A 21,093-nucleotide genomic window follows, 5' to 3' on the forward strand; every position below is an offset into this window, starting at 1 on the left:
TTACAATACTTGTATTGAAAGCTCACTTGCTTAGTCGACACTTCTGAGTGTGGTCCCAACTTGTTGGAAATATTTGTTTCTGACACTATGATTTTCAATCAATTTTGCTATTATATATTGACTGTAATAAAGTTAAGTGTTATTATTGTAAAGGTTGATGCAAGCAGAACTTTGGAGGATGTTCATGTCTAATGAAAAAGTTGCACGCTTTAACAAACAACACGTTGTAGTTGGTCTTAAAGAAACGCTCAAGGCGTTAAAGAAAGATCAAGTTACAGCATTGATTATTGCAAAAGACGTCGAAGTATTTTTATTATCTCGCGTGTTTAGCTATGTCAATCACACAAATATACCTGTTTATTATTTCGAGAGTAAACAAGCTCTTGGCAAATATGTAGGTATTAATGTTAATGCGACAATTGTTGCATTATTGAATGAGAATTAGTAAGTATTTGCTTACTAACTTTTATTTAACCTTAAAATGAACCACCTGGATGTGTGGGATTAAAAAGTGAAGAGAGGAGGACTTACTCAATGCCAACTATTAACCAATTAGTACGTAAACCAAGACAAAGCAAATCTAAGAAATCAGATTCACCAGCTTTAAATAGAGGTTTCAACAGTAAAAAGAAACAATTTACTGACTTAAATTCACCTCAAAAACGTGGTGTTTGTACGCGTGTAGGAACAATGACTCCTAAGAAACCTAACTCAGCGTTACGTAAATATGCACGTGTGCGTTTATCAAATAACATTGAAATCAACGCATACATCCCTGGTATCGGACACAACTTACAAGAACACAGTGTTGTACTTGTTCGTGGTGGACGTGTAAAAGACTTACCAGGTGTGCGTTACCATATTGTACGTGGTGCACTTGATACTTCAGGTGTTGATGGACGTAAACAAGGTCGTTCATTATACGGAACTAAAAAACCTAAAAACTAAGTTTAAGATTGTGTAAATTTTAAATGAGAAAACTAAAAATATACTATAATGTGAAGGGAGGATTTTAATTATGCCTCGTAAAGGATCAGTACCTAAAAGAGACGTATTACCAGATCCAATTCATAACTCTAAGTTAGTTACGAAATTGATTAACAAAATTATGTTAGACGGTAAACGTGGAACAGCACAAAGAATTCTTTATTCTGCTTTCGACTTAGTTGAACAACGCAGCGGTCGAGATGCATTAGAAGTATTCGAAGAAGCAATCAATAATATTATGCCAGTATTAGAAGTTAAAGCTCGTCGTGTAGGTGGTTCTAACTATCAAGTACCAGTTGAAGTTCGTCCAGAACGTCGTACAACATTAGGTTTACGTTGGTTAGTAAACTATGCGCGTCTTCGTGGTGAAAAAACGATGGAAGATCGTTTAGCTAACGAAATTTTAGATGCAGCTAATAATACAGGTGGTGCAGTTAAGAAACGTGAGGATACTCACAAAATGGCTGAAGCGAACAAAGCATTCGCGCACTACCGCTGGTAAAATGAAAGCTTTTACCCTGAGCGTGCTCCAATCCATTGGTTTACCAGTGCTGGTACATGCTTAGGGCATCGCCATATCTAAAGTACTTATTCAGTAAATACTGGAAGGAGAAAAAATACATGGCAAGAGACTTTTCTTTGAAAAATACTCGTAACATCGGTATCATGGCTCACATTGATGCTGGTAAAACAACTACGACTGAACGTATTCTTTATTACACAGGTCGTATCCACAAAATTGGTGAAACACATGAAGGTGCTTCACAAATGGACTGGATGGAACAAGAGCAAGATCGCGGTATCACTATTACGTCAGCTGCTACAACTGCGCAATGGAATGGTCACCGTGTTAACATCATCGATACACCAGGACACGTAGACTTCACTGTTGAGGTTGAACGTTCTTTACGTGTACTTGATGGTGCGGTTACTGTACTTGATGCACAATCAGGTGTAGAACCACAAACTGAAACAGTATGGCGCCAAGCTACAACTTATGGCGTACCTCGTATTGTATTCGTAAACAAAATGGATAAATTAGGTGCGAACTTTGACTACTCTGTAAGCACATTACATGATCGCTTACAAGCAAATGCACAACCTATCCAATTACCAATTGGTGCTGAAGATGACTTTGAAGCAATCATCGACTTAGTCGAAATGAAATGTTTCAAATACAACAATGATTTAGGTACTGAAATTGAAGAAATCGAAATCCCAGATAGCCATAAAGAAAAAGCTGAAGAAGCACGTGCAACATTAATTGAAGCCGTTGCTGAAACAAGCGATGAGTTAATGGAAAAATATCTTGGTGACGAAGAAATTACTGTTCCTGAATTAAAAGAAGCGATTCGTGAAGCTACTACAAATGTAGAATTTTACCCAGTACTTTGCGGTACAGCTTTCAAAAATAAAGGTGTTCAATTAATGCTAGATGCAGTAATTGACTATTTACCATCACCATTAGATGTTAAACCAATCATTGGTCACCGTTCTGAAAATCCAGACGAAGAAGTTATCGCGAAAGCAGACGATGATGCAGAATTTGCTGCATTGGCTTTCAAAGTAATGACTGACCCTTATGTTGGTAAATTAACATTCTTCCGTGTGTACTCAGGTACATTATCATCTGGTTCATACGTGAAAAACTCTACAAAAGGTAAACGTGAACGTGTAGGTCGTTTATTACAAATGCATGCAAACTCACGTCAAGAAATTAGTACCGTGTACTCAGGCGATATCGCTGCTGCGGTAGGTCTTAAAGACACAGGTACAGGTGATACTTTATGTGGTGAGAAAAATGACATTATCTTGGAATCAATGGAATTCCCAGAACCTGTTATCCACTTATCAGTTGAACCAAAATCTAAAGCTGACCAAGATAAAATGACAACAGCTTTAGTTAAATTACAAGAAGAAGACCCAACATTCCATGCACATACTGATGATGAAACTGGACAAGTTATCATTGGTGGTATGGGTGAATTACACTTAGACATCTTGGTTGACCGTATGAAAAAAGAATTCAACGTTGAATGTAATGTAGGTGCGCCGATGGTTTCTTACCGTGAAACATTCAAAAAAGCTGCACAAGTTCAAGGTAAATTCTCTCGTCAATCTGGTGGACGTGGTCAATACGGTGATGTTCACATTGAATTTACACCTAATGAAACAGGCGCTGGTTTCGAATTCGAAAACGCAATCGTTGGTGGTGTAGTTCCTCGTGAATACATTCCATCAGTTGAAGCAGGTCTAAAAGATGCTATGGAAAATGGTGTCTTAGCTGGTTATCCACTAATTGATGTTAAAGCTAAATTATTTGATGGTTCATACCATGATGTCGATTCATCAGAAATGGCCTTCAAAATTGCTGCATCATTAGCGCTTAAAGAAGCTGCTAAAAAATGTGATCCAGTTATCTTAGAACCAATGATGAAAGTTACAATCGAAATGCCTGAAGAATACATGGGTGATATCATGGGTGATGTAACAGCTCGTCGTGGACGTGTTGATGGTATGGAACCTCGTGGTAATGCACAAGTTGTTAACGCTTATGTACCGCTTTCAGAAATGTTCGGTTATGCAACATCATTACGTTCTAACACACAAGGTCGCGGTACTTACACAATGTACTTTGACCACTATGCAGAAGTTCCAAAATCAATTTCTGAAGAAATCATTAAGAAAAACAAAGGCGAATAATTTAACTTGTTTTAACCGTGCTAACTAGGTTAAAATACACTTTGAGTTAAAACAACTTTGCTCACGCTTTTACAATTGATTTTTTGTAGAAAATGCATTATAAAGGAATTATGAATTTCTTTGAGGCAACTCAATCTATTATATTCTCATGATGGTGAGAAACTGTCATGAGAGATAATATTGAAATAACTTTTAACTAGAAGAGGAGAGATTTAATAATGGCAAAAGAAAAATTCGATCGCTCAAAAGAACATGCCAATATTGGTACTATCGGTCACGTTGACCATGGTAAAACTACTTTAACAGCTGCAATTGCAACTGTATTAGCAAAAAATGGTGACACTGTAGCACAATCATACGACATGATTGACAACGCTCCAGAAGAAAAAGAACGTGGTATTACAATCAATACTGCACACATCGAATATCAAACTGATAAACGTCACTATGCGCACGTTGACTGCCCAGGACACGCTGACTATGTTAAAAACATGATTACTGGTGCTGCTCAAATGGACGGCGGTATCTTAGTAGTTTCTGCTGCAGATGGTCCAATGCCACAAACTCGTGAACACATTCTTTTATCACGTAACGTTGGTGTGCCAGCATTAGTAGTATTCTTAAACAAAGTTGACATGGTTGACGATGAAGAATTATTAGAATTAGTAGAAATGGAAGTTCGTGATTTATTAACTGAATATGACTTCCCAGGTGACGATGTGCCTGTAATCGCTGGTTCAGCATTAAAAGCTTTAGAAGGCGACGAAAAATACGAAGCTAAAATCTTAGAATTAATGGATGCAGTTGATAACTACATTCCAACTCCAGAACGTGACTCTGACAAACCATTCATGATGCCAGTTGAGGACGTATTCTCAATCACTGGTCGTGGTACTGTTGCTACAGGCCGTGTTGAACGTGGTCAAATCAAAGTCGGTGAAGAAGTTGAAATTATTGGTATCCACGATACTACTAAAACAACTGTTACTGGTGTAGAAATGTTCCGTAAATTATTAGACTACGCTGAAGCTGGTGACAACATCGGTGCGTTATTACGTGGTGTTGCTCGTGAAGATGTACAACGTGGACAAGTATTAGCTGCTCCAGGTTCAATTACACCTCACACTAAATTTAAAGCTGACGTATATGTTTTATCTAAAGATGAAGGTGGACGTCATACACCATTCTTCTCAAACTACCGCCCACAATTCTATTTCCGTACTACAGACGTAACTGGTGTTGTTAACTTACCAGAAGGTACAGAAATGGTTATGCCTGGCGACAACGTTGAAATGACAGTTGAATTAATCGCTCCAATCGCTATCGAAGACGGAACTCGTTTCTCAATTCGTGAAGGTGGACGTACTGTAGGATCAGGCGTTGTAACTGAAATCATGGAATAATTTAATTATTCAAAGCTCCCTTTAGGGGGCTTTTTTAGATTTAGAATTGTTATATAAGTAAAAGCTACGCCATGACGATACTTGATTGTATCTTTGATGGCGTAGCTTTTTCAGTTAAAAAACATGTTCTAATTCTAGTATTTTTAAGAAGACACTAGCCGCATACTTAAATGCGGACTCATCAATATCAAAATGTGGATTATGATGAGGTGCTGTTATTCCTTTATCTACATTGCCACATCCCGTTAAGAAAAAGGCACCTGGACGCACTTTTAAATAGTGAGAAAAGTCTTCTCCAATCATCATTAAATCAGACTCGTTAAATCTTAAGTGCAAGTCATTCGATGCTTGTTTCACTTGAGCGTATGCTTGTGGATGATTATGCACTGGTAAATAGCCTTTAATGTATTCTAAATCATAAGTAATATCATTGGCTAAAGCTAGTCCCTGTAGTAGTTTGTCCATACGCATTTCGACGTGCTCTTGTATGTCAGTATCAAATGTTCGCACGGTACCTTTACAGAAAGCACTATCAGGAATAACACTATCAGATGAACCAGCTTGAATCATACCAAATGTTAATACAGCTTCTTTAACAGGGTCTATCGTACGAGAAATAATTTTTTGTGCACTTAATATAAATTCAGCCATAATAACGATAGGATCTATCGTTTCATGTGGCTTTGCACCGTGTCCACCTCTGCCTTTTATGGTAACTGAGAATTCGTCAGGGCTTGCCATGATTGCACCGGGTCTAGAATAAATCGTGCCTGTTTCATAACCACTCCATAAGTGTGTGCCATAAATTTTATCAACATCTTGTAAACAGCCATCTTCTATCATTTCTTGAGAACCGCCAGGCATGATCTCTTCACCATATTGGAATATGCAGACGACATTCCCTTTTAACAAATGACGATGCTCATGAATAATTTCTGCTACACCAAGTAAAATAGCGGTATGACCATCATGACCACAAGCATGCATAAAGCCTTCATGTCGCGATTTGTAAGGCACATCATTCAATTCTGTTACAGGTAATGCATCGAAATCAGCGCGAAAGGCTATAGTAGGGCCTTCTTCATTCCCTTTGAAAGTCGCCTTAATACCATTGCGGCCAACTGGGGCTTCGATATCACAGTCAAGATGGCTAAGTTGATTTAAAATATAATTATGAGTCCAAGTTTCTTCGAATGATGGTTCGGGATACTGATGCATATAGCGACGCATTTGAATCATTCGATTTTCTTTATGACTCGCTAATTGAAACCAATCTAACACGTGTTTCACTTCCTCCATTATGTTCGTATTTCTTAGTATATCAGACTCTGCACGAGCGATATAGATGTGAATAAAAATCTTTTATTTATAAAATTGATTATGCCATTTTTATATTAGGCTGGACATAAATTTCACAATAATATTCCGTATGATTGACTCGCTTGCTTAGGGGAAGTTTCAGCTTGTCCTATTCGCTTAAGTGTCTCACTAAAATACAGGGTATTTATATGAGTTTTCATATTTAAAATACTTTAAAAAAACAAGGAACTTTTATAGCATTTAATCAATGTTACTAAACAAAATGAACGAGCTACTTTATGTATAAAAACGATAACACGAGGCATCATAAACTATTAATAGAAACTTCAGTTTTAATCCCTTTAGTTAGAAATAACACTCGAAAGAAATACTTTGACAGTGCTATTTTAATTCGTTACAGTTATATCCCAAACTGAGGGATTGATTTAATAAATGAAAAAATAATCATACTGCAATAATGATAAGGCTTTCATGAGCGATTAAAATAAGGTATGATAAATGTGAAATTCGAATACAAGGGGGACATATTTGTGGTTCAATCATTACACAACTTTTTAGAAGAAAATATTCAATATTTAAAAGACAACGGTTTATATAATGAAATCGATTCAATCGAAGGTGCCAATGGTCCTGAAATTACTATTAATGGTAAAACGTATATTAACCTATCTTCAAATAATTACTTAGGACTGGCTACTAACGAAGATTTAAAAACGGCAGCTAAATCTGCAATCGATTCACATGGTGTAGGCGCAGGTGCTGTACGCTCAATTAATGGTACATTAGACTTACATGATGAGTTAGAAGAAACATTAGCGCAATTTAAAGGAACTGAAGCAGCCATCGCATATCAATCTGGGTTTAATTGCAATATGGCTGCAATTTCGGCAGTCATGAACAAAAATGACGCGATTTTATCAGATGAATTAAACCATGCTTCAATTATTGATGGTTGCCGATTATCTAAAGCTAAAATCATTCGTGTAAATCACTCAGATATGGATGACTTAAGAGCTAAAGCTAAAGAGGCTGTTGAATCTGGTAAATATAATAAAGTAATGTATATTACTGATGGCGTATTTAGCATGGATGGTGATGTTGCCAAGTTACCTGAAATTGTAGAAATTGCTGAAGAGTTTGGTTTAATCACTTATGTGGATGATGCACATGGTTCAGGAGTTATGGGTAATGGTGCTGGAACCGTTAAACATTTTGGTTTACAAGATAAGATTGATTTCCAAATCGGTACACTTTCTAAGGCCATTGGTGTTGTTGGTGGTTACGTAGCAGGTACGAAAGCGTTAATAGATTGGTTAAAGGCACAATCTAGACCATTTTTATTCTCTACATCATTAGCCCCTGGTGATACGAAAGCTATTACAGAAGCTGTAAAAAAATTAATGGCTTCTACTGAGTTGCATGACAAACTCTGGGATAATGCACGATATCTAAAAGACGGATTAGCAAAACTTGGCTTTAATACAGGTGAATCAGAGACACCAATTACTCCGGTTATTATTGGAGATGAAAAAGAAACTCAAGAATTTAGTAAACGCTTAAAAGACGAAGGTATATATGTAAAATCAATCGTCTTTCCAACAGTACCACGTGGCACTGGTCGAGTAAGAAATATGCCTACTGCAGCGCATACGAAAGAAATGTTAGATAAAGCAATTGCGGCTTATGAAAAAGTAGGTAAAGCATTAGGCACAATCGAATAGTGTAAACTATCATTATCCACTGGCTACAAAGCTAGTGGATGTTTTTTATGGAGTGAAATGCTAAACTGAAATGCGTAAACACACTTGTATGGAGGTCTGGGAATGTTAGTTATAAATGAACAAGATCAACAGCAATTATTGAATATGAAAGAAGTGATCGATGAAGTTGCTCATGCACTGAAAGCTTTTTCAGAGGGAAAGACAGAAACACCATTACGCTATGTATTACCATTTAATAATGAAAATAAATATTTGGTTATGCCTGCGCTTTCAGATGAGTTAAAAATTGTTGGTATCAAAACTGTAACATTTGCACCAGAAAATCCTGAAAAAGGTAAAAAAACAATTACTGGTTCTGTATTATTAAGTGACTATGAGACTGGAGAAACACTAGCTGTGTTAGATGGGAATTATTTAACCAAAATTCGCACAGGTGCTATTTCCGGTGTTGCAACTAAATACTTAGCACGTGAAGAAGCTAAAACATTATGCGTGATAGGTGCAGGGGACCAAGCACAAGGATTAGTGGCTGCAGTTATGGCAGTGAGAAATATAGATACTGTTCATTTTTCAAGTCGTACTAAAGAAAAAGCCAATCAATTCGCAGATACAGTTGCTAAAAAATATCACGTTACAACAAAAGTTTTTAATGTGGCCGATGATGCTATGGAAAAAGCCGACATTATTGTAACTGCTACGAATTCTAGTTACCCAGTTTATTCTCGTTCGCTAAAGCCTGGAGTGCATTTAAATGCGGTAGGTTCATTTAAGCCAGATATGCAAGAATTACCATCAGAATCAATGTTAGTTGCTAATAAAATTGTTGTAGAATCGGTTGAAGCAGCCATGGAAGAGACAGGGGATTTAAAAGTACCACAAGATGAAGGTTTAATTACAGTAAACTCACTGTATGGAGAGTTAGGTGATATTGTAGCGGGAAACATTCTAGGACGTGAAGACAATAAAGAAGTAACGCTATTTAAATCAGTTGGATTAGCAATTGTCGATATTGTCGTTGCACATTATTTTTATAAGAAAGCACTAAAAAACAGCAATAAATCATAAAATATGTTGAAACAAGTGCTTCAATAAAAATAAATTAACACAACACCAAACGTAAAGATTGTTAGTCTAAACTAAAGCTAATAACGGCAATTAAATTAATGAAAGAGAGATATTTTGTATGTTAGAACTGAGACCATTACGCAACAAAGATGAAGTTGCTTTAAGACATTATGTAGAAGCGTGGTATCATAACAATGAACCGATTGTGCCTAACAATACTGATTTAGCCAACTACACTTCCTTTAAACATATGGTTGAGGAATTGAATAACAAAGGTGTACATAAGGATTGGGTTCCTACAACAACACTATTTTGTTTTAAAAATGATGAAATTGTTGGTGCGGTAGATATTCGACATCAGTTAAATCAACGTTTGACCAATATAGGCGGTCATGTAGGTTATGGTGTAGTGAAATCTCAGAGAGGTCAAGGCATCGCTTTATATATGCTCAAAGAAGCGAAGAAAATATTGAAAGAATTGAATGTTGATAAAGTTTTAATGACGTGCAATCCTAAAAATTATGCGTCTCAAGCAGTTATAAAGCATTGTGCTGGCTATGAAATAGCACCTTATATTAAGAAAAATGGGCAGTTAGTCAGCCGTTTTGAAATTCCGAATGATTGAAGGTTAAAATATGAAAGAATTAAAAGTTGTATATGCATTAATTCAAAATGAAGATGGACAAGTCTTACTTGTACATAACACAGACGGTGGAGGTTGGTCATTGCCTGGAGGTAAAGTTGAGCCGGAAGAAACGTTAGTAGAGGCTGTAAAGAGAGAAATTATGGAAGAAACAGGTTTGGAAGGACAAATTGGTGATATATTAAGTATTAATGAGGGCAAGTCACGATCCATGGATGTCCACACACTATTCTTTATGTTTCGTGTAACGGTTACGTCATTTGCGACTCAAATCCAGGTGCCAAATGAAATATCCACAGTACGTTGGATGACGATAAGAGAAGCGGATGAGAAATTAATTTATTATCAACAAAGTTTAGCAGAACTGTTGAAAAATAGAGCAACTTACGATTATGAAGGTTATGTATCGTAAAAATAAAGGATGATAGAAGGTTTGTCTCAATAGGCCATTTATCATCTTTTTTATATCTTTATGATTAACTGAATCATATTTTTAACAATAATACAGGCGACAATTAAAATAATAAGACTTGAAATCTTATTTAACAGGATGATATATTTACCTGTTTTATCGAGATGACCGATGACTTTACCAATAATTGCTAATAAAATAAACCAAAACCAAGAAACACTTATTGTTGCAAATGTAAACCACCATTTGTCTAGACCTTGATATAATGTTGAACTTGTACCAATGACTCCAATAGTATCCATAATAGCATGTGGATTAAGTAATGATACTGATAAAGTAAAACTAATTTGCTTCTTAGCAGACATAGGGGGTTGTGATTTTAAATCAGCCGGTTGTTCACGCCACAATGACCTAGCGATATATAATAAAAAAATGAAGCCAACAAGAAAAATGACGAGTTGTAACATAGGCAGTGAGATTAAGATAAGTGATACGCCTAGAACGGCTAGCAATATTAACACGCTATCACACAATCCTGCTGTGATAATGACAGGCAGTGTGCTTATGAAATGCTTATGATTAGCGCCTTGATTAAACACAAAGACATTCTGTGCGCCTAAAGGTAAAATTAAGTCTAATGCTAATAAAAAGCCATGGGAGATTGCTTGAAACATGTGAGTAACACGTCCTTTCAAGAATTTACTCAGCATATTATAAGTTCAATAAGTGGTAAAGACATTGTCGGAAACGCCTGACATCTTATGCGCTTAAAAATGAGTCAGTCGCAATAAATGAGTTTAGATTTAGAAGATTATGATAGCTAAAAATTAGTGGATTAAGTAATTGCTAATTGATAAAGATAATGCAATAGACATCAAGGAATAGCGTACACTTAAAAGTGCAGCATATTCCCAATTGCTATTGTTGGGTAGAAAACATACATATTATTGTCCCTGTTTTCTACCCGGCGTCAAAAGTTTATAAATAGTTTTACAATGAACTGTAAAATCGCAAGGCAATGAAGTAAAACTAGGACTGCCTTTTATTTATAAATTTTAATTTAGCACAATGTAAATCAAAAAACAATATGTAATTACTGTGAATTTTTATATCAGGATTTATTATTGAATGAAAGAACCTAGTTTCGAATGTTTAATGAGTATCGAAATATCACTTAATAACAATCATATTTATAATAAATTGAATATTTGATGAATTAAAAAGCTAATATTTTAAAATTAGTTAGTAAAAATGTACTTTGTGTATATACATGTAAGCGTTTTTATATTATAATATTTGTGTAAATACAGGTAATGTACATATAGTAAGGACAAAAATACTTTTAGCAAAAACAAAGGGAGCGTATATTTTTATGAAAAGAATAATGATTACGGGTGCTTTAGGACAAATTGGTACGGAATTAGTAGGTAAATGTAGAGAAATTTATGGCACAGACAATGTTTTAGCTACTGATATTAGAGAACCTGAAGCAGATTCACCTGTGAAAGATGGTCCTTTTGAAATTTTAGATGTGACTGATAAGGATCGTATGTTTGAGATTGTTAAGGATTTTGAAGCAGATTCATTGATGCATATGGCTGCTTTATTATCAGCGACTGCTGAGAAAAAACCGTTATTAGCATGGGAATTAAATATGGGTGGACTTATGAACGCGCTAGAAGCAGCAAGAGAATATGACTTGCACTTCTTTACGCCAAGTTCAATAGGTGCTTTTGGTAGCTCAACACCAAAAGTAAATACGCCACAAGTGACCATCCAACGACCAACAACGATGTATGGTGTGAATAAAGTAGCTGGAGAATTATTATGCCAATATTACTATGAAAAGTTTGGTGTAGATACACGTAGTGTCAGATTTCCAGGGCTTATATCTTATGTTAAAGAACCAGGGGGCGGCACGACTGATTATGCTGTTGAAATATACTTTAAAGCTGTTCGTGAAGGGCGTTACACTAGCTATATAGCTAAAGACACATATATGGATATGATGTTTATGGATGACGCGATTGATGCTATCATCAAACTAATGGAAGCAGATAGTGAAAATTTAGTAACACGCAATGGTTATAATCTTAGTGCAATGAGCTTTGAACCAGAAATGCTCAAAGAAGCGATTCAACAATACTATCCAAATTTTGTTTTAGATTATGAAGTGGATCCAGATCGTCAAGGCATTGCGGATACTTGGCCTGACAGTATTGATACAAGTTGTTCACGCAATGAATGGGGCTTTAATCCTCAATACGATTTACCTAAGATGACTAAGATTATGCTTCGAGCAATTGAAGCTAAAGACAAAGTATAAATATATCTTCAAACACGATGCATATCAATAAAAAATAGGATAACTCTTACCTCATAAGCTTGAAAAATGCTTAAGGGGTAAGAGTTTTGTTATGCTTGTTAAATAACGGTTAATATTCTGATATATTTTGAATTTTTAGAAAATTTATTGAAAGACGCCGTTGAGATTGCTATAATTACATATAATTATTGATAACGGAAATTTTTAGGAGGCAATATTCATGTCAGAAAAAGTAAAATTTGTAGAACGTCAAGCACTTAAAGAAAAACCAGATACTGCTGGTTTAGGATTTGGACAATATTTCACAGATTACATGCTCAGTTATGACTATGATATCGATAAAGGTTGGCATGATTTAAAAATCGTACCGTATGCACCATTAGAAGTATCACCAGCCGCACAAGGTTTACATTATGGACAAGCCGTTTTTGAAGGGTTAAAAGCATATAAAACGAATGATGAGGTTGTCTTATTCCGTCCAGACCAAAACTTTAAACGTATTAACGATTCTTTAGCACGTTTAGAGATGCCGAAAATTGATGAAGATGTATTATTAGAGGGATTAAAACAATTAGTTGATGTAGAACGCGACTGGGTACCAGAAGGAGAAGGCCAATCATTATATATTCGACCATTTGTTTTTGCAACGGAAGGTATCCTTGGTGTGCGCCCATCACACCAATATAAATTATTAATTATTTTATCACCATCAGGTGCATATTATGGTGGAGACACATTGAAATCAACAAAGATTTATGTCGAAGATGAATATGTACGTGCCGTACGCGGTGGTGTTGGATTTGCTAAAGTAGCAGGAAACTATGCTGCAAGTTTACTCGCACAAAGTAATGCGAATAAGCTAGGTTATGATCAAGTATTGTGGTTAGATGGTGTTGAACAAAAATATGTTGAAGAAGTAGGTAGTATGAACATCTTCTTCGTTGAAAACGGAAAAGTAGTTACGCCAGCATTAAATGGTAGTATCTTACCTGGTATTACACGCAAATCAATCATCGAATTAGCTAAAGAATTAGGCTATGAAGTTGAAGAACGTAAAGTATCCGTTGATGAATTATTTGAAGCATACGATAAAGGTGCTTTAACTGAAGTGTTTGGTTCAGGTACAGCAGCAGTCATTTCACCAGTAGGAACATTACGTTATGAAGACCGTGAAATTGTAATTAACAATAACGAACCAGGAGAAATTACTAAAAAATTATACGATACTTACACAGGCATTCAAAGTGGTAAATTGGAAGATAAACACGGTTGGCGTGTGGTTGTTCCTAAATATTAATAGGTTATTAGAATTAAACAGGATGGGACATCAATGTCTCTGACAAGTTGAAGAGGGAGCGGGATAGAATTCATTATGAATTCGTATTCTCGCTCCCTTCATTATTCATATGAAGTGTCATTAAGACAAAGCTCAATGCTTTTAAGTATCAAGTATTTTAGGATTTATGTTCAACCTGCTTTAAATTTCTTGAAATAAAAAGAGAAAATTTAACATTTTTATTAAATTATAGCTTTGATTAGAAAAACAATGTCATTCATACTTAGGTACTGAATGTTTTTTATCAACAACGCATACTTTTTTGTGTCATTATTGAATCATAATTACAGCTTGGTATATAGAGTGGTTGTGTAGGAAAAATTAACCAAAAAGATTTTAGAAGAGATTAAAATAAAAGTGACAATAATATATTGAGGTGAGCAAAATGAATGATTTATTTGGTTTCATAACTAAAGTTATTGATTTCTTACGTAGTATTCTTGTCAACGGTGAACCTAGAAGATAACCAACGAAAAAACTCCTTAAGTATACTGAGCCTCAAATGATGCGTCTTGGTTTAGTACACTAATTAAAGAGCTTGTTTCCCAAAAAGGGAACAAGCTCTTTGATTTTTTATAAACTATGAAGTTAAACAATGGCTAATTATTTTATTTAAATAATAAAATACGTAGACTGTGTAGTAATATTTTAAAGTTATAAAACGAGAGAACACTCATCCATAACATGGTTTGGAGAGTGTTCTCGATTTGTATCAATATATTTGTTGCCATTACATAAATAAATATTTAATTTCTATAATACTAGCTACAACTACTAAGTTGTTTTTTTAGTATAAAGATATATTGGGGTACCTGCTAACGTAATAGCTATCCCAATAAACGCTAGTATCGGTTGTGTAATTAAGGTATTAACTAGAACGAATATACCGGCAATAAGCGCGATACCAGGAATAAATGGATACAATGGCACTTTGTACGGACGGGGCAACTCTGGTTCTCGACGTCGTAACAAGAATACGGCTATAAATGCCATACAATAAAATGACCATATAACGAATATCAGCATATTTGTAATCGTATCAAAAGCGCCAAGTAAAATCATTACTGTAGCAATGATTACTTGTATCATGCCACCAAACCATGGTGCTTTTGTAGGTGTTAAGCTTGAGAATAGACGTTTAAATGGCAAGCGATTATTTTGCGCCATTGCGTATGGAATACGCATGCCTGTCATAGTATAACCATTCATTGTTCCATAGACTGATATTAAAATGCCAATGGTAACCAGTTTACCGCCAATTGGTCCAAACAATAGGTTAGAAGCATCACTGGCAGCATTTAAGTTACCGGCAATATGAGAAATAGGTAATGTCATTAAAAATGCAGCATTTATTAATAAATATACTAGCATAATACAACCTATACCTATTGCGATAGCGCCAGGTAAATCTTTGCGTGGATTTTTAAGTTCTCCTGCAATATTTCCTACGTGAATCCAGCCATCATATGCAAACATCGTTGCTAGCAATCCACTACCAAGTGCTGTGAAGAAACCTGAATGCGTGCCGTTTTCTATAGGGAACAATGAGAAGTCTACATTGCTGCTATTGAACCAGCCGAATACTACGATAACGGCAATAGGAATAAGTTTGATTACTAAAGTTACGGATTGTAGAATACCACCGACTTTAGAACCCATGCAGTTAAATGCTAATATTGATACAGCACTAAGAAAGGCAATGGGAATAATCCAAGCTGGACTCAAATGAAACAAATTAATCAGTTGTGTCCCAAAGACAATCGCTAGTGCTGCGATATTGGCTGGGAAGTAAATAAAGGCTTGAGCCCACCCGGATAAAAAGCCCCAAAAATCACCATAGGTATATTCAATATATTTGGTGAGGCCTCCCGTTTCTGGGATAGCCGCAGCCAATTCAGCACCTGTTAGTCCCGCACAAATGGTCATGAGACCACCTAAGAACCATACAAGCATAGCCATACTTGTTGAGCCTGTTACTTCTGTTACATTGGATACTTTAAAAAATACACCTGATCCAATTACAGATCCCATAACAAGAGAAAGTGCTGCAAAAAAACCAATATTTTTCTTTAAATCTGTTGAGTTTGTATTCATGGTGCGACCTCCAATTTACGGGATTGAACTAGCCAACGACACCTTTACTAGTATCTGCAGGTTTTAATAAGTGATCAATAATATTTGATACACGACTTAAGTCAACGTTACCACCAGAAACTAGGGCAACAACATTTTTATCTTTAACCCAGCGAGGGTCTATTTTTCCACTAAGTAATGCGGCTGTTGGTAATGCACCAGCACCTTCAGTAATAATTTTGGTTCGTTGCATAAGTGTTTTCATCGCATTAGAAATTTCTTCTTCAGAAACTAAAATAAATTCATCTACTAATTCTTTTGTTATTTCAAATGTTTTATCACCTGGAATAGCAACTTCTGTGCCATCAGCGATTGTATGATCATTATATTGTGAAACGATTTCACCTTGTTTAATTGATTCAGCCATACCATGAACATTTTCGGATTGTACACCAATAATATGGATAGATGAATTAAATGATTTTAAAGCAGTTGCGACACCAGAAATAAGACCGCCGCCACCAACTGGAACAATCACGGTATCAACATCCCAAATCGCATCTAAGATTTCTAAGCCAATCGTACCTTGACCAGCCATAACTTCTGGATCGTTATAAGGATGTACGATTGTCATTCCTTTTTCTTTTGCCAACTCTTCCATATATAATCGAGAGTCATTAAAGGTTTCACCTTTTAAAATAACTTTGGCACCATAACCACGTGTAGCCTCTTGTTTAGAAATAGGTGCTTCTTCTGGCATAATAACTGTAACATCAACGCCAAGTAATTTCCCTGTTAAAGCTAAACCTTGCGCATGGTTTCCTGCTGATGCTGTAATGATACCTTTAGCTTTTTCTTCATCAGTAAGATGCATAACTTTATTAGCAGCACCTCTATATTTAAAAGAACCTGTAAATTGCATATTTTCTAGTTTTAAATAAACGTTACCACCAGTTGTATTATTACTTAAATACATAGATTGTATAAGAGGAGTTTGTCGAGCAATACCTTTTAATTTCATTTTAGCTTCTTGAATGGTACGTATATCACAGTAACCTGCTGTTTTTATTACTTCACTATTCATCGTCATAGATAAAACATCCTTTAATTTAAGTTATATTTTTGTAAAATTATATTTTGGAACTATGATTTAAATACAATGTGTTAACTAAGTGCTAAAGTACTTTATTTTAAAACAGAAGATAGTTCTTCATAAGTCATATCATGAGAAGTTGCAAGTCCTTGGTTAGTTACATGACCACGATAAATGTTAACGCCTGTTGCTAATACGGCATCATCTTTAATTGCTTGGTCGATACCTTTTTGACTAATTGCCATTAAGTAGTCAATATTACCAGCAGCTAACACCATAGTAGATGTACGTGGAACAGCGCCTGGTTGGTTTGGCACGGCATAATGAACAACGCCGTCTTCTACATAAACAGGATCACTAATTGTTGTTGGGTGAATACCTTCAACCGTACCACCTTGGTCAATAGCGATATCGATTAATACTGAACCGGTTTTCATTGACTTAACCATGTCACGAGTAACTAATTTTGGTGGTTTTTGACCAGGTAATAAGATTGTTGAAATAAAGACATCAGCTGTTTTAATATGTTCAGCTAAATTTTCTTGTGTTGATTTAACAACGGTAACTTTTTCACCTTTGAAATGTTGTTCTAACCATTCAATTCTTTCGTCTTTAAGCTCGATAATTGTAACTTCTGCTTGTAGTCCTAAAGCGATTGTAGCAGCGTTTACTGCAGCTGATCCTCCACCGAAAATAACAACTCTACCTGATGGAATACCTGAAATTGCATCTATACCAGAAATGAGAATACCTTCACCTTGATGTTGAGCTTCTAAATAATAAGCACCCATTAACATAGAACGGCGACCAGCAATTGCGCTCATAGGTGCAAGTAAAGGTGCAGCACCATCTTTTTCTATTGTTTCGCCACCAATAGCTGTGACACCTGCTTTTTGCATAGCCTCTACCGTTTCTTTAGATGATGCAAGATGTTGGAAGCCCCAGATGACTTGTCCTTCTTTGAAAAATTTAAATTCTTTTGCATCAGGTTCTTTAACTTTGACAATCAAGTCTGCTGTCCAACATTCTTCATGCGTAACGATTGTTGCACCAGCAGCTTCATATGCATCATCATAAAAGCCTGAGCCTACACCTGCATCATGCTCAACCATCACTTGATTACCAGCTTTTACTAATTTTTCAGCATTTTCTGGTGTACAAGCGACACGACCTTCTCCGGGTTTAAGTTCTTTTACAATTCCAATTTTCACTATTAAAACGCTCCTTTGTGATTTTTTTCACAAAAAATATACATCGCGAGAGCACCATTTGTCAAACGCTTTCATATATAGTAATTTTACATTAAACATGCCCGATTCCTTGATACACATAGGTATAAATACATTTTAGTTCGTGAAAATTCTTTTAAATAAGAAAATTATGAATCTTTGATATTTTGAGATTAATTGTAATTTTAAACTAAAAATAAATTTGAACTTAGAATTTTTTGAGATGAAATAAAAAGTAATCCTAAGTGATATGATGTTTTTTATTTTATAACTATTTCAATTAGATTTATTTTTTAATTAAGTAAAATTCGGAAATTTTGTAAAAAGGTGAGAATGATAAAAAGGTAGCTAAATCGTTACATGGAATAGAGGGATTCCTACAATACAAAAGGGTATCGTGATTCATAAAGAGATGGTTGACTAGGTTGAATTTTTACAGCGTTGAATAGTTAAGATGATTACGAGGAAGTCCAAAGATTTTGTAACTTAATAAAATAGCATATTTTTGTTGTGAGCCTCATATTTATATTACAATAGACATAAACTTAGATAAATAACATATTGGGAGCGTGTCTCATTATATGGAATGGATATTATTTGATAAAGATGGTACGTTAATTGAATTTGATAAAAGTTGGGAAAAAATTGGATTGCGATTGGTGGATCAGTTTTTAGAAACTTTCCCAGTAGCACATAAAGAAACAGCGCATCGTCAATTGGGTATTATAGATGATGCTATTGTTCCCAGTTCGGTTATGGGTTCAGGTTCATTAGATGAAATCATAACGGCATTTGGTGATCTTGCTGGACAAGATGTTTCTAAATGGACACGTACGGCAAGCCAAAGTTTAATAGATGAACGTCAACCTGAACATAACTGGATTACTGGTGTTTATGAGACAATTCAGCAGTTGCGTGTTAAAGGGTATAAAATTGGTATTGTAACGAGTGATACGAAAAAGGGAACACTTCAGTTTTTAGAAGAGACAAACTCAAGTGAACTGTTTGATTTAGTTATTTCTACGGAAACGCATGCAGCAGAAAAACCAGACCCAAAAGTGTTAGCACCGTTATTTGAAGCTTTTGATGTGAAACCAGAAGCGGTTACAATCATAGGAGACACAAATAATGATATGAAGACTGCTACCAATGCACATTTGGGATTAGCAATTGGTGTGTTATCTGGCATAGCTACACGAGAAGAATTAACTAACGCAGATGTAATTGTGGAGGATGCATCACAAGTTTTCGATATTATAGAAAAACATCAATAAAGAAAATTTGGGGCATCATTATGTTTTAGGCTATGAACTCTATATTGGTGGTAGTTGACTGGATTGAAAATACGCTGATACCAAGCTATTTTCAATCCTAGTCAATCTTGCCAGGACGGGACTACGAATTCGTAGTTCTGCTCCCTATTTTTCTAGGAATTTTATCCCAGGCTGTTCACTTTGTTTGCTTAATTCGTCCAATGTCTAGTATCTACTTGACGATGCGTTTGAATAACATGTGCAATTTTTTCAATAATAGGATTTAATGAATCTGGATTTTCATGAATATCATAGTCATTAATATTGACTCGGATTACAGGACAAGCATTGAAATTATTAATCCAATCTTCATAACGTTTAAATAATTTTTTCCAATAATCAGGTTCTGTGTTGATTTCCATATCACGTCCACGTTGTTTAATGCGTTCAATGACTTCGTCATAGTTACACTCTAAATAAATTAAAACGTCTGGTTTAGGAAAATAAGGTGTCATGACCATGGCATTAAATAGTTCGGAATAAGTTTGGAAATCTTCAGGACTCATTGTTCCTTGTTCTTGATGCATTTTAGCGAAGATATCAACATCTTCATAAATAGAGCGGTCTTGTATAAACCCACCGCCATATTCAAACATGCGTTTTTGTTCTTTAAAGCGTTCAGCTAAAAAATAGATTTGTAGGTGAAAACTCCAACGTTCAAAGTCATCATAAAATTTATCAAGATACGGATTTTGGTCGACATTTTCAAAGGACGTTTTAAAATTGAGTTTATCTGCTAGTGCCCGTGTCAGTGTGGATTTACCAACACCCACTGTACCAGCAATTGTTATAACAGCGTCTCGAGGAATAAGTGTCTTAGTCATTTGTCAATTCTCCTAGCAAAGGTTTAATTTGAGTTAATATATCAGCATAATCTTCAGGGTTATGTACAAAATCGATATGTGTCGTATCAATTTGAATAACGCGAGCACCCTGTGCTTTTAGCGTTTCATAAAAGTGGTGGTATTCTTGTTGTAATGTCAATAAGTAATCATCTTCTATATGAGATTCAAAGCTGCGTTGTCTTTGCGCAATTCGTTGTTTCAACACACTTAGCTCAGCATCAAGAAAGATAATCATATTGGGTAATACTAAATCTTCAGTAATAATGTCGTAAATACGTTCAAATTTATCGAATTCACTAGCGTTGAGCGTATTACGGGCAAAGATTTTATTTTTATAAATATGATAATCACTGACAACACCATGTTGTAATGTTTTAAGATCATTTAATTGTTTATATCGGTTACATAAGAAGAACATTTCAGTTTGAAAGCTCCACTTACTAATATCTTCATAGAAATCTGATAAAAATGGATTTTCATCAACGATTTCTTTTTCTTCATAATAATCAAGTGTTTGGCTTAATTGATGAGCCAAAGACGATTTACCAACGCCGATTGGCCCCTCAATCGCAATAAAAGGTTTGTTCATAATCACTTCTCCAAATGTTAAAATAGATATTGAAT

19 protein-coding genes are annotated in these 21,093 nt (G+C 35.3%); 12 read left to right on the top strand and 7 right to left on the bottom strand.

Annotated features, from left to right (window positions below):
• Positions 1-184 precede the first annotated feature (184 nt).
• The 5 genes from HMPREF3267_RS11065 to tuf all read left to right on the top strand — a co-directional run bounded on the left by HMPREF3267_RS11065 (position 185) and on the right by tuf (position 5,093).
• Positions 185-445 carry a ribosomal L7Ae/L30e/S12e/Gadd45 family protein gene (locus HMPREF3267_RS11065; protein ID WP_002479463.1) on the top strand — a complete coding sequence of 87 codons (261 nt, stop codon included), beginning with the start codon at positions 185-187 and terminating at the stop codon, positions 443-445.
• 89 nt (positions 446-534) lie between these two features.
• Positions 535-948: a 30S ribosomal protein S12 gene (gene rpsL / locus HMPREF3267_RS11070; RefSeq protein WP_002459933.1), complete on the top strand. Its 414-nt coding sequence runs from the start codon at positions 535-537 to the stop codon at positions 946-948.
• A gap of 70 nt (positions 949-1,018) precedes the next feature.
• Complete coding sequence (rpsG, locus tag HMPREF3267_RS11075; protein ID WP_001137495.1) at positions 1,019-1,489, top strand: 30S ribosomal protein S7; 471 nt, start codon at positions 1,019-1,021, stop codon at positions 1,487-1,489.
• 119 nt (positions 1,490-1,608) lie between these two features.
• Positions 1,609-3,690: an elongation factor G gene (fusA, locus tag HMPREF3267_RS11080; RefSeq protein ID WP_002479461.1), complete on the top strand. Its 2,082-nt coding sequence runs from the start codon at positions 1,609-1,611 to the stop codon at positions 3,688-3,690.
• A gap of 218 nt (positions 3,691-3,908) precedes the next feature.
• On the top strand, positions 3,909-5,093 hold the full coding sequence (tuf, locus tag HMPREF3267_RS11085; RefSeq protein WP_002459931.1) for an elongation factor Tu: 1,185 nt from the start codon (positions 3,909-3,911) through the stop codon (positions 5,091-5,093).
• Positions 5,094-5,207: 114 nt separating this feature from the next.
• Here the strand turns inward: tuf and HMPREF3267_RS11090 are convergent, their stop codons facing one another.
• Entirely contained in the window at positions 5,208-6,374 is a 1,167-nt protein-coding gene (locus HMPREF3267_RS11090; protein ID WP_002479460.1) for a M20 family metallopeptidase, read from the bottom strand.
• A gap of 569 nt (positions 6,375-6,943) precedes the next feature.
• On the opposite strand from HMPREF3267_RS11090, the gene HMPREF3267_RS11095 reads away from it, so the two are divergent.
• From HMPREF3267_RS11095 to HMPREF3267_RS11110, 4 genes are all read left to right on the top strand, one after another.
• On the top strand, positions 6,944-8,134 hold the full coding sequence (locus HMPREF3267_RS11095; RefSeq protein ID WP_002479459.1) for a glycine C-acetyltransferase: 1,191 nt from the start codon (positions 6,944-6,946) through the stop codon (positions 8,132-8,134).
• A 102-nt stretch (positions 8,135-8,236) separates the two neighbouring features.
• Positions 8,237-9,199: an ornithine cyclodeaminase family protein gene (locus tag HMPREF3267_RS11100; protein ID WP_002479458.1), complete on the top strand. Its 963-nt coding sequence runs from the start codon at positions 8,237-8,239 to the stop codon at positions 9,197-9,199.
• Between the two features lie 118 nt (positions 9,200-9,317).
• Positions 9,318-9,824, top strand: coding sequence for a GNAT family N-acetyltransferase (locus HMPREF3267_RS11105; protein ID WP_002459927.1), 507 nt, complete (start codon positions 9,318-9,320; stop codon positions 9,822-9,824).
• A 10-nt stretch (positions 9,825-9,834) separates the two neighbouring features.
• On the top strand, positions 9,835-10,254 hold the full coding sequence (locus HMPREF3267_RS11110) for an NUDIX hydrolase (RefSeq protein WP_002492975.1): 420 nt from the start codon (positions 9,835-9,837) through the stop codon (positions 10,252-10,254).
• A 50-nt stretch (positions 10,255-10,304) separates the two neighbouring features.
• On the opposite strand, the gene HMPREF3267_RS11115 is transcribed toward HMPREF3267_RS11110, so the two are convergent.
• Positions 10,305-10,928, bottom strand: a complete 624-nt coding sequence (locus HMPREF3267_RS11115) for a LysE/ArgO family amino acid transporter (RefSeq protein ID WP_062078503.1) — start codon at positions 10,926-10,928, stop codon at positions 10,305-10,307.
• A 698-nt stretch (positions 10,929-11,626) separates the two neighbouring features.
• Between HMPREF3267_RS11115 and HMPREF3267_RS11120 the strand changes: the two genes are divergently transcribed.
• Positions 11,627-12,580, top strand: a complete 954-nt coding sequence (locus HMPREF3267_RS11120; protein WP_062078505.1) for an NAD-dependent epimerase/dehydratase family protein — start codon at positions 11,627-11,629, stop codon at positions 12,578-12,580.
• A 220-nt stretch (positions 12,581-12,800) separates the two neighbouring features.
• Complete coding sequence (locus tag HMPREF3267_RS11125) at positions 12,801-13,877, top strand: branched-chain amino acid aminotransferase (RefSeq protein ID WP_002459923.1); 1,077 nt, start codon at positions 12,801-12,803, stop codon at positions 13,875-13,877.
• A gap of 813 nt (positions 13,878-14,690) precedes the next feature.
• On the opposite strand, the gene HMPREF3267_RS11130 is transcribed toward HMPREF3267_RS11125, so the two are convergent.
• From HMPREF3267_RS11130 to HMPREF3267_RS11140, 3 genes are all read right to left on the bottom strand, one after another.
• Positions 14,691-16,010, bottom strand: a complete 1,320-nt coding sequence (locus HMPREF3267_RS11130) for an APC family permease (RefSeq protein WP_002459922.1) — start codon at positions 16,008-16,010, stop codon at positions 14,691-14,693.
• Positions 16,011-16,038: 28 nt separating this feature from the next.
• Positions 16,039-17,079, bottom strand: a complete 1,041-nt coding sequence (tdcB, locus tag HMPREF3267_RS11135) for a bifunctional threonine ammonia-lyase/L-serine ammonia-lyase TdcB (RefSeq protein ID WP_002459921.1) — start codon at positions 17,077-17,079, stop codon at positions 16,039-16,041.
• A 95-nt stretch (positions 17,080-17,174) separates the two neighbouring features.
• The gene (locus tag HMPREF3267_RS11140) at positions 17,175-18,293 is read right to left on the bottom strand and encodes an alanine dehydrogenase (RefSeq protein ID WP_062078507.1); all 1,119 of its coding nucleotides are present in this window, start codon (positions 18,291-18,293) and stop codon (positions 17,175-17,177) included.
• A gap of 599 nt (positions 18,294-18,892) precedes the next feature.
• Here HMPREF3267_RS11140 and HMPREF3267_RS11145 point away from each other — a divergent pair.
• On the top strand, positions 18,893-19,585 hold the full coding sequence (locus HMPREF3267_RS11145; protein WP_002459919.1) for an HAD family hydrolase: 693 nt from the start codon (positions 18,893-18,895) through the stop codon (positions 19,583-19,585).
• Positions 19,586-19,773: 188 nt separating this feature from the next.
• Here HMPREF3267_RS11145 and HMPREF3267_RS11150 read toward each other — a convergent pair whose 3' ends face one another.
• Entirely contained in the window at positions 19,774-20,448 is a 675-nt protein-coding gene (locus tag HMPREF3267_RS11150; RefSeq protein WP_002479451.1) for a deoxynucleoside kinase, read from the bottom strand.
• A complete protein-coding gene (locus HMPREF3267_RS11155; protein ID WP_002492985.1) occupies positions 20,441-21,058 on the bottom strand; it encodes a deoxynucleoside kinase in 618 nt (205 codons plus the stop codon). Before HMPREF3267_RS11155 ends, HMPREF3267_RS11150 begins: the two co-directional genes overlap by 8 nt.
• Positions 21,059-21,093: the final 35 nt, after the last annotated feature.

This window comes from Staphylococcus sp. HMSC62D11, assembly GCF_001839145.1.
GTDB classification, from domain to species: Bacteria; Bacillota; Bacilli; order Staphylococcales; family Staphylococcaceae; genus Staphylococcus; species Staphylococcus lugdunensis.

What these genes read in the sequence shown, in the direction of transcription:
- HMPREF3267_RS11065 (WP_002479463.1), top strand. Translation starts at nt 185, where the DNA reads ATGTCTAATGAAAAAGTTGCACGCTTTAACAAACAACACGTTGTAGTT.
- rpsL (WP_002459933.1), top strand. Translation starts at nt 535, where the DNA reads ATGCCAACTATTAACCAATTAGTACGTAAACCAAGACAAAGCAAATCT.
- rpsG (WP_001137495.1), top strand. Translation starts at nt 1,019, where the DNA reads ATGCCTCGTAAAGGATCAGTACCTAAAAGAGACGTATTACCAGATCCA.
- fusA (WP_002479461.1), top strand. Translation starts at nt 1,609, where the DNA reads ATGGCAAGAGACTTTTCTTTGAAAAATACTCGTAACATCGGTATCATG.
- tuf (WP_002459931.1), top strand. Translation starts at nt 3,909, where the DNA reads ATGGCAAAAGAAAAATTCGATCGCTCAAAAGAACATGCCAATATTGGT.
- HMPREF3267_RS11100 (WP_002479458.1), top strand. Translation starts at nt 8,237, where the DNA reads ATGTTAGTTATAAATGAACAAGATCAACAGCAATTATTGAATATGAAA.
- HMPREF3267_RS11105 (WP_002459927.1), top strand. Translation starts at nt 9,318, where the DNA reads ATGTTAGAACTGAGACCATTACGCAACAAAGATGAAGTTGCTTTAAGA.
- HMPREF3267_RS11110 (WP_002492975.1), top strand. Translation starts at nt 9,835, where the DNA reads ATGAAAGAATTAAAAGTTGTATATGCATTAATTCAAAATGAAGATGGA.
- HMPREF3267_RS11115 (WP_062078503.1), bottom strand. Translation starts at nt 10,928, where the DNA reads ATGTTTCAAGCAATCTCCCATGGCTTTTTATTAGCATTAGACTTAATT.
- HMPREF3267_RS11120 (WP_062078505.1), top strand. Translation starts at nt 11,627, where the DNA reads ATGAAAAGAATAATGATTACGGGTGCTTTAGGACAAATTGGTACGGAA.
- HMPREF3267_RS11125 (WP_002459923.1), top strand. Translation starts at nt 12,801, where the DNA reads ATGTCAGAAAAAGTAAAATTTGTAGAACGTCAAGCACTTAAAGAAAAA.
- HMPREF3267_RS11130 (WP_002459922.1), bottom strand. Translation starts at nt 16,010, where the DNA reads ATGAATACAAACTCAACAGATTTAAAGAAAAATATTGGTTTTTTTGCA.
- tdcB (WP_002459921.1), bottom strand. Translation starts at nt 17,079, where the DNA reads ATGACGATGAATAGTGAAGTAATAAAAACAGCAGGTTACTGTGATATA.
- HMPREF3267_RS11145 (WP_002459919.1), top strand. Translation starts at nt 18,893, where the DNA reads ATGGAATGGATATTATTTGATAAAGATGGTACGTTAATTGAATTTGAT.
- HMPREF3267_RS11150 (WP_002479451.1), bottom strand. Translation starts at nt 20,448, where the DNA reads ATGACTAAGACACTTATTCCTCGAGACGCTGTTATAACAATTGCTGGT.
- HMPREF3267_RS11155 (WP_002492985.1), bottom strand. Translation starts at nt 21,058, where the DNA reads ATGAACAAACCTTTTATTGCGATTGAGGGGCCAATCGGCGTTGGTAAA.